Here is a 15184-nt window from a genome sequence, read left to right as displayed (position 1 = left end):
GTTATGACAGTTAAGCCAGTATGACAGTTATCCTCAGGTGACCGTCAACCCAGGAACCCGGAACACAGACCGCCCTTTGCCCGGCAGGGGCCGATCGAATCAAGGAAATCATGCCCGACAACGCCGTATCCGCACTTGACCAATTACCCTGCGAGCATCTGCCTGATGCACTGACGCCCATCATTGAGCGCTACTGGCAGCGCCTGCTGGAACGTGAGCAGGAAGCGCCATCCGGGCTGCCTGAGCTGCTGGCGGAACAGCGACGGCTGGCCGAACAGATGGCGCTGGTGTGGGCAGCGAGTGATTACGCCGCCAACCTCTGTATTGAAAAGCCGACCCTGTTGCTGGAGCTGGTCAAAAGTGAGGAGCTGCTACATCTGATCAGGGATGACTATCATGGCCAGCTGCAGGATAGCCTGGCGGATCTGACAGACACGCCCGACGAGGCCGGGTTAAAAACCCTGTTGCGGCAGTTTCAGCAACGGCAGATGCTGCGGCTGATCTGGCGGGATGTTTGTAAACTATCCTCAGTGCGCGAAACCGCTGCCGAAGTGTCTGCATTGGCCGAGGCCTGTCTGGACGTGACGCTGGCGCAACTGCACCGCTGGGCCGTGCAGACGCACGGCGAACCGGTGGCAGCGCGTTCGGGCAAGGCCCTGCAACTGGTTGTGTTGGGCATGGGCAAACTGGGTGCATCAGAACTTAATCTGTCGTCCGATATCGATCTGATTTTTGCTTATCCCGAAAGCGGCGAAACCAGCAAAGGCATCAGTTGTCAGCAATTCTTCCTGCGTCTGGGCCAGCAGCTGGTGGATGCACTTGACGCCGTCACAGCGGACGGCTTTGTGTTTCGTGTTGACATGCGCTTACGTCCGTACGGCAGCGAGGGCGTGCTGGTTTGCAGCTTTGATGCCATGGAAAACTATTATCAGTCCCAGGGACGAGACTGGGAGCGTTACGCCATGATCAAGGCACGCACCGTTGCTGGCGACCGGGAGGCGGGTGCAGAGCTGATGCAGCGCCTGCGACCTTTCAGTTACCGACGCTACCTCGATTTTTCCGCCTTCGAATCGCTGCGCAGCATGAAGCAGCAGATCAACAAACAGGTTCGCAAAAAAGGCATGAGCCAGGACATCAAGCTGGGTGCCGGCGGTATCCGGGAAGTCGAGTTTGTGGTGCAGGCATTACAGATGGTGCATGGCGGACGTGACAAACGCCTGCAGCAGACCTCCTTGTATAACGCCATGGACGTGCTGCGCGAAGGCGAATACCTGCCTGCCGACACCGTGCAGGCCTTGCGGAACTCTTACAGCTTTCTGCGCGACCTTGAGCACAAGTTGCAGGGTTTTGCCAACAAACAGACGCAGTCGCTGCCAGCGTCGGAGCAGGAACAGCTGCGGGTGGCACTGGCCATGGCGGTGCCTGATGTCAGACATGCTGACTGGTCGGCATTGATGTCTGTTCTGGAACAGCACCGTGACATAGTCAGACAGCATTTTACCGATGTCATTCATACCGACGAAGATGACGATGACGCCAGCCGGCATGATGTCGATGACGATGAGTTGCAGGGCCTTTGGCAGCAGGAACTGAGCGAGGAAGCAGCCACAAAATTGCTGGCAGATCTTGGTTATGAGGCGCCAGCACAGACCTGTGAACAACTGCTGGCGTTCCGCCGGGACAAGGTTTTCCAGACACTGCCGGCAGAGAGCAGGGCGCGTTTTGCGCGATTCATGCCGTTGCTGCTGGCAACGTTGGCAACCGAGAAAACGCCCAGCGTGGGTTTTTCCCGGGTCATGAAAATGGTGGAATCAGTGGCACGGCGGACCGCCTATATTGTTCTGCTGGCCGAGAACCCCGGTGCCATGAAACAGTTTGTGCGTCTGTGCACTGCCAGTCCGTTTGTCGCCGAGTTCCTGAGCCAGCACCCGGTACTGTTGGATGAACTGCTGACGGTGATGGAGAAACCTCCGGAAAAATCCGAGCTGCAGGCCGAGTTGGCGCAGGGTCTGCTGCGCCTTGGCGAAAACAGCTTTGAAGAACAGATGGAGTACCTGCGTTACTTTAAAATGTCGCATACGCTGCAAGTGGCGGCGGCGCAAATTACCGGCACCATGACGGTGATGAAAGTCAGTGACTATCTGACGTTCACCGCCGAAGCCGTGCTGGAGCAGGTGCTGGCCTTGTGCTGGCAGCATCTGACTCACAAGCACGGTTACCCGGTCAATCTGAGCGGCGAGCACGGCACCATGGATTTTGCTGCAATCGCCTATGGCAAGCTCGGCGGCATCGAGTTGAGCTACATCTCTGACCTTGATCTGGTATTTCTGCACGACGGCGCCCTGGATGAAGATACTGTGACCAGCGACGGGCAGAAGAGCATCAACAGTCGTGAGTTCTACACTCGCATGGCGCAGCGTGTGATCACCATGCTGGGCACGCATACTGTGTCCGGCAAACTCTATGAAGTTGACATGCGTTTGCGGCCTTCAGGTGAATCCGGGCTGCTGGTCAGTACCTTGCCCGCGTTTGAGCAGTATCAGCAGAAAGACGCCTGGACCTGGGAGAAGCAGGCTCTCGTGCGTTCGAGGGCGGTGGCTGGCTCCGCAGCGATGGCGGCTGATTATGAGGCGTTGCGGGCAAAGATTCTGTCTCAGCCTCGTGATCGGGCGGTGCTGGCTGAAGACGTCGTCAAGATGCGCAAACGCATGCGCGAGGAGCTGACACGCAAGGCCGGCCGTAACGCTTCACAGCCACCGTTTGTGATCAAACAGGGCGAAGGCGGCATTGTGGATATAGAATTTATGGTACAGTTTTTTGTGTTGTCCCAGTCCGTCGACTGCCCGGCGCTATTGACCTATTCCGACAATATTCGAATTCTTGAAGCCGCAGCCGGTTGTGGCGTGCTTTCGGAGGCGGAAATTGAGCGGCTGATCGCGGCCTACCTGGCATTGCGTGCGACGCTGCACGAGTTTGCCCTGCAATACACGGAGTCAGGTCCCGAATCCCGGGCCAATGATGAAGCCATTGCCAGCGCGCTGGCACCACTGGAAAAAGTTCAGGCAGATGTGATTCAACTTTGGCAAAAGGTGTTCTCTGTCTATGACAACTAACGCAACCTCGCCTCGCCGCATTCTTGTCGTTGGCCCTTCCTGGGTGGGTGACATGGTGATGGCGCAATCGCTGTTCATGGAGTTAAAGGTACAACACCCTGACGCTGAAATAGATGTGCTGGCGCCGGCCTGGAGCCGACCGCTGCTGGATCGCATGCCGCAGGTGGCGTGTGCGATAGACCTGCCGTTTGCGCACGGTGAGCTGGGGCTGACGCGCCGTTTTGCGCTCGGTCGGCAACTGCGTTCCCATCGCTATGACCAGGCCATTCTATTGCCTAATTCATTCAAGTCCGCACTGGTGCCGTGGTTCGCTGCGATTCCGCTGCGGACTGGCTGGCGTGGGGAAATGCGCAGTTGGATACTCAATGATTGCCGTATACTGGCGCCAGAGAAATTGCCGTTGATGGTGCAACGTTTTCTCGCGCTGGCGTTGCCGAAAGATGCCGCACTGCCGGGCGCACTGCCAGAGCCGATTCCGGTGCCGCAGTTACGCGCCGATCCGGAACAGGTGCTGGCGGCGATGAATGAGTTTTCCCTGGTGACGGAGTTGGATATTCTGGCCTTATGTCCTGGCGCTGAGTTCGGTGACGCCAAACAATGGCCCAGCGAACACTACGCTGCTGTTGCCAGTTCGCATTTGGATGCGGGTGGTCAGGTATGGTTGTTCGGTTCCGCCAAGGATCGTGCTGTGACCGAGGCAATCATTGCCCGTTTAACCATCCCGGATCAGGGCAGGTGCCACAATCTGGCCGGGCGCACCTCACTGGCACAGGCGATTGACCTGTTGTCCGTAGCCGGTGCCGTGGTGAGCAACGATTCGGGGCTGATGCATATTGCGGCCGCTCTGCATCGACCTGTGGTGGCGGTGTATGGCTCAACTTCGCCTGAATTTACGCCGCCGTTGACAGATCGGGTAGAATGTATGTCAATCGATATTGAATGTCGACCCTGTTTCAAACGTATCTGCCCCCTGGGACATAAACGTTGTCTGACCGAGCTAATGCCGGCACAGGTGATAGAAGCTCTGCGACGAGTGTCGCAGCCATTGATAGCCTCCAGCGCAAACCGGCCTTGATGTCAGATCAAACCCGGAGCACCACATGGAAAGACTGCTTTGCACATATTGATCGTTAAGACGTCATCACTGGGAGACATTATTCATACTCTGCCGGCAGTGACCGACGCCGCGCGTGCCATTCCGGGTCTGAAGATTGACTGGGTGGTGGAAGAGGCGTTTGCGGAGATACCGGGCTGGCACCCGTCAGTAGAGCGCGTGATTCCGGTCGCGATACGACGTTGGCGAAAGCACTGGTGGCGAGATCTGTTTGGTGCCGAAGTGCGTCGTTTCCGGCAGCAGTTGAAACACACACAGTACGACCTCATCATTGATGCGCAGGGGCTGGTAAAAAGTGCCTTTATCAGTCGTCAGGCGCGTGGCCCCATAGCCGGTCTCGACAGCAACAGTATTAAGGAGCCGGCCGCCAGCTGGCTCTATAACCGTCGCCATGCGGTACCCAGGTCCGAGCACGCAGTGCAGCGGGTGCGGCAGTTATTCTCCCGGGCAATGGGGTATGCGTTTGACACCAATACACTGGACTATGGCATTGCGTTGCCAGGCGCAGACAGTCATGCACCGGATCCCGATTCGCCCCCGACGCTGATGTTCCTGCACGGCACCACCTGGGACAGTAAACACTGGCCCGAGCCTTATTGGCGCGAGCTGGCGCGGCTTGCCAGCGATGCCGGGTATAACGTGAAACTGCCCTGGGGGACCGCTGACGAAGAAGCGCGGGCGGTCAATGTGGCACAGGGGCTGCCGGGGGTTACCGTGCTGCCCAGAATGTCGCTGAGCGCACTGGCTGGCGAGCTGTCCGCCAGTACTGGTGTGGTGGCTGTGGATACCGGCCTGGGTCACTTGGCGGCGGCATTGAACCGGCCGACTGTTTCTATTTATGGCGCCACGAATCCTTTTTTATCAGGGACTTTCGGCTATCATCAACTGCAGTTGAGATCCGACCTTCCCTGTGCACCGTGTATGAAGAAACATTGTCATTATCAAGGTCAGCCACTGACGGACACGCTGAGCGATGGCAGCAGTTTTGTGGTAACGCCCGCGTGTTATCGGTCTGCGCCGCCGGAAGCCGTGTTGTCGCATCTGCAACGCATTATTGCTCAGGCCAGCTTTTCGCGTGGGGTTGGGCCATGACGCTGGCGTTCCTTATCTATCAATATTTTCCGTACGGCGGGCAACAGCGCGACTTTATGCGCATTGCGCTGCGCTGTGTGGCGGCAGGCTATCAAGTTCGGGTGTACTGCCTGAAGTGGCAGGGTGATATTCCTGATGGCGTGACGGTGATCCGGGTGCCGGTCAGTGCGCTGTCGCGGCATGTCATGTACCAGCGTTATTCTGAATGGGTCGGTGCAGCGCTGCGGCAGAACCCGGTTGCCGCCGTGGTCGGCTTCAGCAAGATGCCGGGTCTGGATCTATACTTCGCCGCTGATCCGTGTTTTGCTGAACGTATGCAACGCGAACGCCGTTTCTTTACTCGCAATTTGCCACGGTACCGGCATTTTGCGCGCAACGAACAGGCCGTATTCGGGCCCGCTAGCGAGACACGGGTGATGTTGTTGTCACCCCGGCAATATCAGGATTTCAGTGAGCATTACCCAGGTTGTGAGGATCGTCTGCACCGATTGCCACCGGGCCTGGATCAGGATCGATTGCCCGCCCCGGAAACGTCTGCGATGAGGCAACAGTTCCGGCAGCAGTTTGCTGTGCAGGACGATGAGTATGCAGTTCTGCAGATTGGTTCAGGGTTTCGCGTCAAGGGGCTGAGCCGCGCTCTGCGTGCGGTGGCAGCATTGCCTGTGGCTATTCGCAACAAGACCCGGTTTTTTATTGTTGGTCAGGATAAACCAGCGAAGTACCAGCGTCTGGCGAGAAAGCTGGGTATCGATGTGCGCTGTCACTTTCTCGGCGGTCGTGATGATGTGCCACTGTTTCTGCAGGGCTGTGATTTATTGTTACACCCGGCGCTTAGCGAAAGCGCAGGTTATACTTTGCTGGAAGCGGTGATCAATGGTCTGCCGGTGTTGACGACAGATACCTGTGGTTATGCTTTCCATGTCTCCGACGCGGGTGCCGGTCAGGTATGTCCATCGCCGTTCTCGCAGTCTGACCTCAATGCTCGCCTGCACGAAATGCTGATTTCCTCAGACCGCGCTAGCTGGAAGCGCAATGGCCTGGCTTACGCCGGCAAGGTTGATCTGTTTGGTCTGGCCGATCAGGCGCTGGTTATTATAGAGGAGGCGCTGCAGAACAAGAGCAGGTATGAACATGGGGGTGGCTATGACCGTGTATCTGCGTGAAGATATTGCTGCTCAGTGGCGTGGTCGTGATCCCTTTGTTGTCGCTGACCAGTTGCAGGGCGAAGTCTATCGATCGGTAAAGACTCGTCGCACATTGCGTTTTGAGACCGGCGGCAAAACCTATTTTATCAAGATTCATCATGGCGTCGGCTGGTCCGAGATTTTCAAGAACCTGATCAGTGTACGGCTGCCTGTTGTCAGTGCCCGACAGGAATGGCTGGCCATTGGTCGGCTGACCGAGCTGGGTGTGCCGACCATGAGCGTCGCCGGCTTTGGCGAGCGTGGCTGGAACCCGGCGCATCGTGACTCCTTCCTGATTACTGATGAGCTCACCGATACCGTGAGTCTTGAGACCTTGTGTGCAAGGTGGCCGCAAGGTCGTCCTGACTTTGTGTTCAAACGTCGTTTGCTTGAGCAGGTCGCACACATCAGTCGCCGCCTGCATGGTAACGGTGTCTGCCATCGCGATTTTTACTTGTGCCATTTTCTGCTGCATTGCCCGCCCGGCGGTGAGCCTGACCCTGGCGCTGAACCGAAATTGTCGGTCATTGATCTGCATCGCGCCATGATACGCGACACACTCAGTCCGCGCTGGATTGAGAAAGACATAGCCGGCCTGTACTTCTCCAGCTTCGGTATTGGTTTGACGAAAACCGATCTCTTGCGTTTCCTGACGTTATATACCGGGTTGCCACTGCGGGAAGCTCTGGTCGTGCATGCGCCGTTTATTCGGCGAATCCAGGCCCGTGCCAACAAAACCTGGCGACGCGATCAGCGCAAACTGGCGCGTGCCCGCTCGGACGCGCCTGCTGCCAATAATGGGGGTAGCTAAGGTGGCCGCCGGCGATATCAGACAAGAGGGCAGCAGCGCTAACCATCCAGGCGAACGTGCGCGGCAATGGCGAGCGCTAAAACCAACCTTGTTCCGCGACAGCAAAGAACGTGTTTGTTATCGTGAATGGGGACGCTTTGCGGTCTGCCAGCGCGCATTGATGTCTTCGGAGGTTGATGCGTTTATCCGGGACCCGGACAGTTTTTTTTATCAGGGCACCATGCTCAAGGATGGGGATTCCACCACGGTAACTGCGATCGCCCTGGATGGCAGGACTTACGTGGTCAAGCGTTATAACCTGCGCAACGTCTGGTACGGCATTCGTCGCCTGTTCCGGCCCACGCGGGCCTGGCGCTGTTGGTCAAGCGCCCACATGCTGCAGACGTTTGGCGTGGCTACGCCGACGCCGGTGCTAATGCTGGAGCGGCGCTGGGGGCCGCTGCGACGTCAGGCCTATTATGTCACCGCGCTGACAGAGGGCCCTGATATCTTGCAATTCGTGGGGGATGAGCCTATAAACAGCGCCCGCTGGCAACAAACGCTGGAGCGGATCAGCGACCTGTTGCGCACGATGAAAATACATCGATTTGTCCACGGCGATATGAAAGCCACCAACTTTGTTGTAACCCGTGACGCGCTGGTGGTGCTGGATCTGGATGCGATGCGCGAAGTACAGGGTGCATCCGCATTCAGTCGCTACTTCAGGCGTGATATCAGACGCTGGCTTGCCAACTGGCAGCAACGCCCGGATCTGTTGCCAGATTTGCGGGACGCGGCGGCAGCGATCGAATCCGGAGATGATGTCGCTGAAACAGGCACATGAATCACTCTTAGTTAAAAACGTACATTTCAGAAAAAGACAGAAAAGGACTAGCAGGAATACCAATGTCATTGATCACACTCGGGCTATCTGGCGCACTGGGCTACGACTCCGCTGCTGCACTCTACATTGACGGTGAGCTTATCGCGGCTGTCGAGGAGGAACGCCTGGTCCGCAGCAAACACGCCAAAGGCATGATGCCCGTGGAGTCGGTCCGCTATTGCCTGCGTTCAGCCAAATTGAAACCGCGACAGATAGAGCAGGTGGCCATCGCCTATGCGCCAATATCACTGTTCAGCCCGGCGCGTTGGCACTATGCCAGCCGGTTATGGTACGCGCCTGAGCGTGGCCTCGATGCATTGATCAATGGTAATCGACGTTATCGCCGCTATGTGCGGCAGGTGCGTGCGATGCTCGGCGAGCTGGCCATTCCCTGGGACAAAATTCGTTTCGTTCCGGTTGAACACCAGCTGGCGCATGCTTCCAGCGCTTACCACCTGAGTGGTTTCCGGGAAAAGACCGCGATTCTGGGCATCGACCTGAAAGGTGAATATGCCACCACGTTTTTTGGTTACGGCGAGAACGGCCAGATCCACAAAATCAAGGAGCTGTACGAGCCCGATTCACTCAGCGGTATGTACGCTGCGATCTGCGATTACCTGGGATTTAATATGCTGGATGGCGAAGCCAAGGTCATGGGCATTGCCACGCATGGTGACCCGGACAAATATGACCTGTCTTTTCTGGCTGACTATAGCGGCAAAAACTTCCGCATGAATACCAAACTGATCGGGACAGTCGGGCTGCGACGGTACAAACATCGCGATGTTGGGCATTACTTCAGCCCCAAGCTGATTGAAAAGCTGGGGCCGCGTCGTGCCGGTGATATGTTCCAGGACCCCTATGTGCATTACGCTGCATCCATTCAACGGCTTTACGAGCAGATAGCCACCGCGATGACAACGCACTATTTGTCCGACGTCATCAAGGACAGTGGGCGTCTTGTGTTCGCCGGCACGGGTGCGTTCAACGTCAAGCTGAATCAGCGCCTGTTGGCACTGCCCAGTGTCAAGGAACTGTTTGTGCAGCCGGCTGCTGGCGATGCTGGCACTGCCATTGGTGCCGGCGCCTATGCCGTTGCCAAACGCAACGTAGCGGTCAGCAAGCTTCGACATACCTTCCTGGGACCTCGTTTTACCAGTGATCGTTGTGTACGGGCGTGTGAATCGCACCGCGATAAGCCGGTGTGGGAAGTGGTGGAGAATCCAGCCGAAACAGCCGCAGCGCTGCTCGGTGAAGGACATCTGGTGGGCTGGTTCCAGGGTCGTATGGAGTTTGGTCCAAGGGCTCTGGGCAACCGCAGCATCCTGGGTAATCCGCGCTCCCACGACAGCGTTGAAATGATCAACAAGAAAGTAAAATTCCGCGAAGCCTGGCGCTGCTTTTCACCCAGTATGCTGGAGAGTGTCGCCACCGACATGCTGGAAGGCGAACATCCGGCGGACTTCATGACCCTGACCTTTGACGTCAAGGAAAAATGGCGCGACATGTTTCCTGCAGTGGTTTACAAAGATGGCACCACGCGCGCTCATATTGTTCGCAAAGCTGTCAACGCGCGCTTCCATGCGTTGCTGTTGGCAATGGAAAAACACACCGGGTATGGTGTTGTGCTGAACACCTCATTGAACCGCCCGGGTGAAGCCATGATCTGTTCGCCGGAAGATGCATTGGCCATGTTTTTTGGTTCAGATCTGGATTACCTGATCATGCAGGATGTGTTGGTGACCAAACGTCCGGAGTCCTGATAGCCTGGAACCGCTTGCGAGGCGTCAGAAGTCTTTCTCCATGATCAGAAAGTCACCGCCACGTTCCGTCGGGAACTGCTGCAACAATCGCAGTTCCCCACTCTCCAGTTGCTCCTCGACCAGTGCCGAAAAACTGCGCCGCAACGACACGGCAATAATACTGCCGGGCTGTGCCTCGGTGATCTGCGAGGTATCAATTTCACGCTCAACGGTATCGTATTCAGCGACGCGTTGACTATTATAGGCAACACGAATCTCATTGGTCACCAATGGTGCTTCTGCCCGGGTATTCTGCTGCAGCCAGATGGTCGCTGTGTCCAGATGCGCCTTCGATGAACCGAAAGAAACGTGTGCATCGATGGCGGAGAACAGCGCCAGAAAAATCACGATTCGAAGAAACGTATTGCGCCGGTTATTGGCTGCTGCCAGGTTCCACGCGCGATCAACAACAAACGGCAGCCACAACAGCAGTGTCAGACAGAACATAAGCGTGTAGCGGCCAGTCGTAAAACGGGTCAGCAGAATGAAGCCGACCAGAATGACCAGAGCGGTCAGCGACCAGCCAAGAAATACAGTCGCGGCGCCGGTGGGCAGGCGATGCAGTTTTTTCACAACGCCGTATATCAACAGCGGTGTAGCGGCCAGGCCCAGACTGTTCATGATAAACACCAGCAGCAAGCCAAGAAGGCCGAAAAGCAGAAAGAAATGTGTATTGTGGTCTACAAACTGTGCTGCGTAATCACCGAAAACAGCCCGGCTCAGTTCATAAGTGTTGTCTCCCAACAGCTGGGCGATGTTGTTGGCAAAAGGCTGATAGATACCGGCAAAACTGCGTAACAACTGTGTCAGGTCGATTTGCCCCAGTGCAGCGACGATGGCAGTCACCGAGACGGCAATCAGCACGCTGATGCCGGTGATCAGGCCCAGTGCCTGCCAGCGTGCCGCAGGTGACTGGGACTGATTGGCCAGCAATGCCAGTGGCGCCACAAACCAGAACGCGATCGCTTCGGGCCGGAACATGGCGGCCATTAGACAGGCCAGAGTAAAAAAGATGCCGTGACGCAGGCGGAACGTCTGCCAGTAACGAAGTAGTTGCAACATGGCCAGCAGACTGAACGCAAGGAACCCGGTATCGCGAACAATCAGAGGACGGATTTCATTCAGCGCCGGGTATATCAGGATGATCAGTGCCGACAGCCAGACCACCCGGCGTGAAGGTGTGGCGGCTGCAACCAGATTGACAAAGCTGACACTGAGCAGGGCAAACAGCAAGGCATTAAGCAGGTGAGCTGCCGCGAACATATCCAGGCCAGTCAGCACATGAGTGCCAGCCAGTAACAGGGAGTAGTGCGCCCACTGATAATGCGCGTAGGCGTCAGATATCCCGCTTTGCAGTGCCATTTCGGCTGCCCGCACGTACTGATAGGCATCATGGTTGGGTTGGTCATTCAGTGTCAGGGCGAGCCAGGACAGCAGCAGGCTGATGATAACGGTGATCCAGCGGATGCGACCAATGCCGCTGATGGTTGGCATGGCATCTTGGTGCATCACTGAGACTCGCTCTTTGACGGATCAACAGGCTGGCGTCGGTACAGGTTGGGCATGCCCGGGGGCCTTGATTTGAAGCGACGATGCAGCCAGATGTACTGCGCGGGCTCTCTGACAATGGCTTCTTCGATTAACTCATTTATACGACGTGCATCCACGTGCTCGTCGCCCGTGGGGAAATTCGGTAAAGGTTCACTGAAATAGAGGTGATAGCTGGCATTGTCCGGATTGCGATAGTGCGACAAAAATATCACGGGTGAATTATTGAAACTGGCAAATTTCTGGGTTGCGGTGATGGTCGCGGCCTTGATGCCAAAGAAATCCACGAAGACAGAATATTTGGCGCCATAGTCCTGGTCAGCTGCATACCAGACCACGTGCCCTTCTTTCAGTCTGCGGAGCGCATGGCGGACTTCCTTGCGTTCTATGACCGCGCCATAGTGGCGTTGACGGCCACGCTTCATCAATGTGTCGAACAATGGATTCTTATGGTAGCGATAGGTGACATCAAAAGGGTGCAGCAAAGACATCAGGCAACCCACAAACTCAATGGTGGAGAAATGCGCGCTGACCAGTAACACGCCGCGCCCCTGTGCCTGCGCCGCGACCAGGTTTTCCAGGCCGGTGGCGGTGACACGGTCACGGAAATCTTCCGGATTCCGGCACCAGGCCAGGCCAATCTCCATGACACCAATACCATTGGAAATGAAGGTGTCCCGCACCAGTTTCTGTTGTTCGCTGGCAGACAGTTCGGGAAAACATAAGGCAATATTAACTTCGCAGATATGACGCCGACTGCGTGCGATTTTGTAGCTCAACAGCCCCAGCGCACGGCCAATGGCCATCTGCCAGGCAAAGGGCAGCCGGGCTATACACCAGATAAAGCCATAACCCAGCCAGGTCGGCCAGTAGCGGGGGCCGAGGAAATCGCTCAGTTTAGCGTCATGTTTTGCTGGTCGTGCCACGCGTTGTCCTGTTTTTATTCGTGAGCAGGCTGTTATTAATCCGCTACAGGCTGTTATTAGTCCGCTACAGGCTGTCATTAACCCGCTACCAGTCAGCCCACTGCGTACAAAGCTATGGCATTGTAGCAGACTCACGGCAGTGGTGGTGGGCGTGGTTTATGGCGGCACTGGCCGGTGGTATCATGCCCACATAACCGCCGCTGGCCGGCCACGCAGGATTTTGCAGGGGAACACAATGAAACTGGAGATGCCTCCTTTTCAGCAGGCAACCGTACTGGTTGTGGGCGATGTCATGCTCGACCGCTACTGGCACGGCAGGGCGTCGCGCATCTCGCCGGAAGCGCCCGTGCCGGTGGTCAAAGTCAATGGTAACGATGATCGTCCCGGCGGGGCTGCCAACGTCGCCCTGAATATTGCCGCACTGGGCGCGGCCGCCACGCTGGCCGGCATTACCGGTCAGGATGAGGCCGGGGATGAACTGGCCCGTCGCCTGACCGCTGCCGGCGTACTGTGCCATTTTCAGGCCTCTGCCAGCGCGCCTACCATTACCAAGCTGCGGGTCACCAGCCAGCATCAGCAGCTGCTGCGCGTCGATTTCGAAGAACCGTTCGCTGACGCCGACGTTGCCAGCCTGCAACAACAGGCGATTGATGCCATGACCACGTCCCAGGTGCTGATTCTGTCAGACTACGGTAAAGGCTCGCTGGGTCAGCCCCAACTGCTGATTCAGGCTGCTCGCGAACGTGCCATTCCGGTGGTCGTGGACCCAAAAGGCCATGATTTCATCAAGTATCGCGGTGCCACGGTGATGACGCCGAATTTGAGTGAATTCGAGGCCGTGGTCGGGCCCTGCCGCACGGAAGAAGAGCTGATCAACAAGGGCCAGACCTTGCGCGAAAAGCTGGACCTGGACGCGCTGTTGATCACCCGTGGCGAACACGGCATGACCCTGATTCAGGCGGCGCGACCAGTATTGCACCTGCCCGCACAGGCTCGCGAAGTATTTGATGTCACCGGTGCCGGCGATACCGTGGTGTCAGTGCTGGCATCTGCGTTGGCCGCCGGTGAAACCATGGAGACTGGTATGGCGCTGGCGAATCTGGCAGCAGGGCTGGTCGTCGCCAAACTGGGCACGGCCGCCATCAGTGGCCCCGAACTGCGCCGGGCGATTCAACTGCAGGAAGGCACAGGTCGTGGTGTGATGAGCGCAGAGCAGCTTGCCGCCGTTATCGAGGATGCCCGCGCCCATGGCGAAAAGATCGTTTTCACCAATGGTTGTTTCGACATCATCCACGCTGGCCATGTCGGCTACCTGGAAGATGCCCGCAAACAGGGTGATCGTTTGATTGTGGCAATCAATGATGATGCTTCTGTGCGACGGCTCAAGGGCAGTGGTCGACCCATCAACCCGGTAGAGCGTCGCATGGCCGTGCTCGCCGGGCTGTCGGCAGTGGACTGGGTGGTGAGTTTTGCCGAAGACACGCCCGAAACCCTGTTGCAGTTGCTACGCCCGGATGTGTTGGTCAAGGGTGGCGATTATTCAGTCGACACCGTGGTCGGTGGCGAATTTGTTGCCAGCTATGGCGGCGACGTACGTGTACTGGCGTTTCTTGATAACTGTTCAACATCTGCCATTGTGGAAAAAATGCGCGAGAGCTGACACGCGCCGCAGCAGAGACTGAGGATAGCAGCCGGAGCGCATTGACTGGCATATGACAGCAATCCTGTATATTCTTTGGGCGCTGGCAAATCGATTGTAGTCGACAATATAAAAAACTGGAGCAGATCGTATGTTGAAAAAAGTTCTCAGTGTGGGCGCGCTGGCGCTGACCTCAGCCCTTGTTGTATCCGCTTATGCGCAGAATAATACGCCGCCGTCCCCAGCAGAGCTGGCGGTGGGTGCCACCGAAACTCGACAGGCAGTGTTCAAGCTGCTGGGGTTCAATATGGCGCCCATTGGTGCCATGGCTCGTGGCGCCGAATTCGACGCCGCCGTGGCTGAACGCAATGCCTTGCGTATCGCTGCACTGGCCCCGATGATTCCGGACGTGTTCAGCGTTTACGACACCCGGGAATTTGATGTTGATACCGAAGCTCTGCCGGTGATCTGGGACAACACAGATGACTTCCGGCAGAAAGCCATGGACCTGCAGGACGCCGCCACCACATTTGCTGCGGTAGCCTCCGGTGGTGATCGCAATACGACTATTGCTGCTATCCGTGCCTTCGGCGCCACCTGTGGCAACTGTCACGACCAGTACCGCGTCGACTGACGCGGTACTCGGCGACATAACTGATGCAGCCTTGACGCTGAAGATTGCGCAATGTTAGCGTGAAATAATGCATTCTTATGTTTTGCCCGAACAGATAAAGAGCCTCGAACCTTGAACAAAAAGCTCGCGCTTGCATTCATTCTGCTGCTCAACCACTCTCTGCTGTTCGGAGCGGCTCAGGGTGCCCACCTTCCTGACGATGATCACCCGTTGGGGTACGCTTTTCATCAGGGAGATCATGATGCACCGCATGCACACGCGGGCCCTGAGACTCTACCCGATCATCCCGGCCACGATCACCCCGGACATGACCACCATAATCACGGCGTACACATCCATCTGACTGCGGGTCTTCCGTACTCACTCCCGGTCATTCTTGATAATGCGGTTAACGATAAAATAGCCGCCCACCAGCCAGCCTATGGCTCCGTTTCCTACACCCCCCCCGGTTCCTCCGCC

12 protein-coding genes are annotated in these 15184 nt (G+C 56.9%); 9 read left to right on the top strand and 3 right to left on the bottom strand.

The window, feature by feature from the left end:
• The first annotated feature begins 110 nt into the window (after nucleotides 1-110).
• From glnE to PHACT_RS07850, 7 genes are all read left to right on the top strand, one after another.
• Nucleotides 111-3113, top strand: a complete 3003-nt coding sequence (gene glnE, locus PHACT_RS07880) for a bifunctional [glutamate--ammonia ligase]-adenylyl-L-tyrosine phosphorylase/[glutamate--ammonia-ligase] adenylyltransferase (protein ID WP_070116677.1) — start codon at nucleotides 111-113, stop codon at nucleotides 3111-3113.
• Nucleotides 3103-4188: a lipopolysaccharide heptosyltransferase II gene (gene waaF, locus PHACT_RS07875; protein WP_070116676.1), complete on the top strand. Its 1086-nt coding sequence runs from the start codon at nucleotides 3103-3105 to the stop codon at nucleotides 4186-4188. Before glnE ends, waaF begins: the two co-directional genes overlap by 11 nt.
• A 39-nt stretch (nucleotides 4189-4227) precedes the next feature.
• Nucleotides 4228-5319, top strand: coding sequence for a lipopolysaccharide heptosyltransferase I (gene waaC, locus PHACT_RS07870; protein ID WP_083264437.1), 1092 nt, complete (start codon nucleotides 4228-4230; stop codon nucleotides 5317-5319).
• Nucleotides 5316-6482 carry a glycosyltransferase family 4 protein gene (locus PHACT_RS07865; protein ID WP_070116674.1) on the top strand — a complete coding sequence of 389 codons (1167 nt, stop codon included), beginning with the start codon at nucleotides 5316-5318 and terminating at the stop codon, nucleotides 6480-6482. The genes waaC and PHACT_RS07865 overlap by 4 nt, the downstream gene beginning before the upstream one ends.
• On the top strand, nucleotides 6463-7314 hold the full coding sequence (rfaP, locus tag PHACT_RS07860) for a lipopolysaccharide core heptose(I) kinase RfaP (protein WP_070116673.1): 852 nt from the start codon (nucleotides 6463-6465) through the stop codon (nucleotides 7312-7314). Before PHACT_RS07865 ends, rfaP begins: the two co-directional genes overlap by 20 nt.
• Nucleotides 7301-8137, top strand: a complete 837-nt coding sequence (locus tag PHACT_RS07855) for a lipopolysaccharide kinase InaA family protein (protein ID WP_169819418.1) — start codon at nucleotides 7301-7303, stop codon at nucleotides 8135-8137. The genes rfaP and PHACT_RS07855 overlap by 14 nt, the downstream gene beginning before the upstream one ends.
• 62 nt (nucleotides 8138-8199) lie before the next feature.
• Nucleotides 8200-9939: a carbamoyltransferase family protein gene (locus PHACT_RS07850; protein WP_070116671.1), complete on the top strand. Its 1740-nt coding sequence runs from the start codon at nucleotides 8200-8202 to the stop codon at nucleotides 9937-9939.
• Between the two features lie 24 nt (nucleotides 9940-9963).
• Here PHACT_RS07850 and PHACT_RS07845 read toward each other — a convergent pair whose 3' ends face one another.
• Both PHACT_RS07845 and lpxL read right to left on the bottom strand, forming a co-directional pair.
• On the bottom strand, nucleotides 9964-11490 hold the full coding sequence (locus PHACT_RS07845; protein WP_139141475.1) for a phospholipid carrier-dependent glycosyltransferase: 1527 nt from the start codon (nucleotides 11488-11490) through the stop codon (nucleotides 9964-9966).
• Entirely contained in the window at nucleotides 11487-12452 is a 966-nt protein-coding gene (gene lpxL / locus PHACT_RS07840) for an LpxL/LpxP family Kdo(2)-lipid IV(A) lauroyl/palmitoleoyl acyltransferase (RefSeq protein ID WP_070116669.1), read from the bottom strand. Before lpxL ends, PHACT_RS07845 begins: the two co-directional genes overlap by 4 nt.
• 235 nt (nucleotides 12453-12687) lie before the next feature.
• Here lpxL and hldE point away from each other — a divergent pair, with 235 nt between their 5' ends.
• A complete protein-coding gene (gene hldE / locus PHACT_RS07835; protein WP_070116668.1) occupies nucleotides 12688-14112 on the top strand; it encodes a bifunctional D-glycero-beta-D-manno-heptose-7-phosphate kinase/D-glycero-beta-D-manno-heptose 1-phosphate adenylyltransferase HldE in 1425 nt (474 codons plus the stop codon).
• A 130-nt stretch (nucleotides 14113-14242) separates the two neighbouring features.
• Entirely contained in the window at nucleotides 14243-14725 is a 483-nt protein-coding gene (locus tag PHACT_RS07830) for a c-type cytochrome (RefSeq protein ID WP_070116667.1), read from the top strand.
• A gap of 148 nt (nucleotides 14726-14873) precedes the next feature.
• Here the strand turns inward: PHACT_RS07830 and PHACT_RS16185 are convergent, their stop codons facing one another.
• Nucleotides 14874-15089, bottom strand: coding sequence for a hypothetical protein (locus PHACT_RS16185; protein ID WP_139141474.1), 216 nt, complete (start codon nucleotides 15087-15089; stop codon nucleotides 14874-14876).
• Nucleotides 15090-15184: the final 95 nt, after the last annotated feature.

The sequence above is a fragment of the Pseudohongiella acticola genome, assembly GCF_001758195.1.
In the GTDB taxonomy this organism is placed as follows: Bacteria; Pseudomonadota; Gammaproteobacteria; order Pseudomonadales; family Pseudohongiellaceae; genus Pseudohongiella; species Pseudohongiella acticola.
Note: the sequence above shows the minus strand (reverse complement) of the source record. Positions and strands in the feature narration are given on the sequence as shown.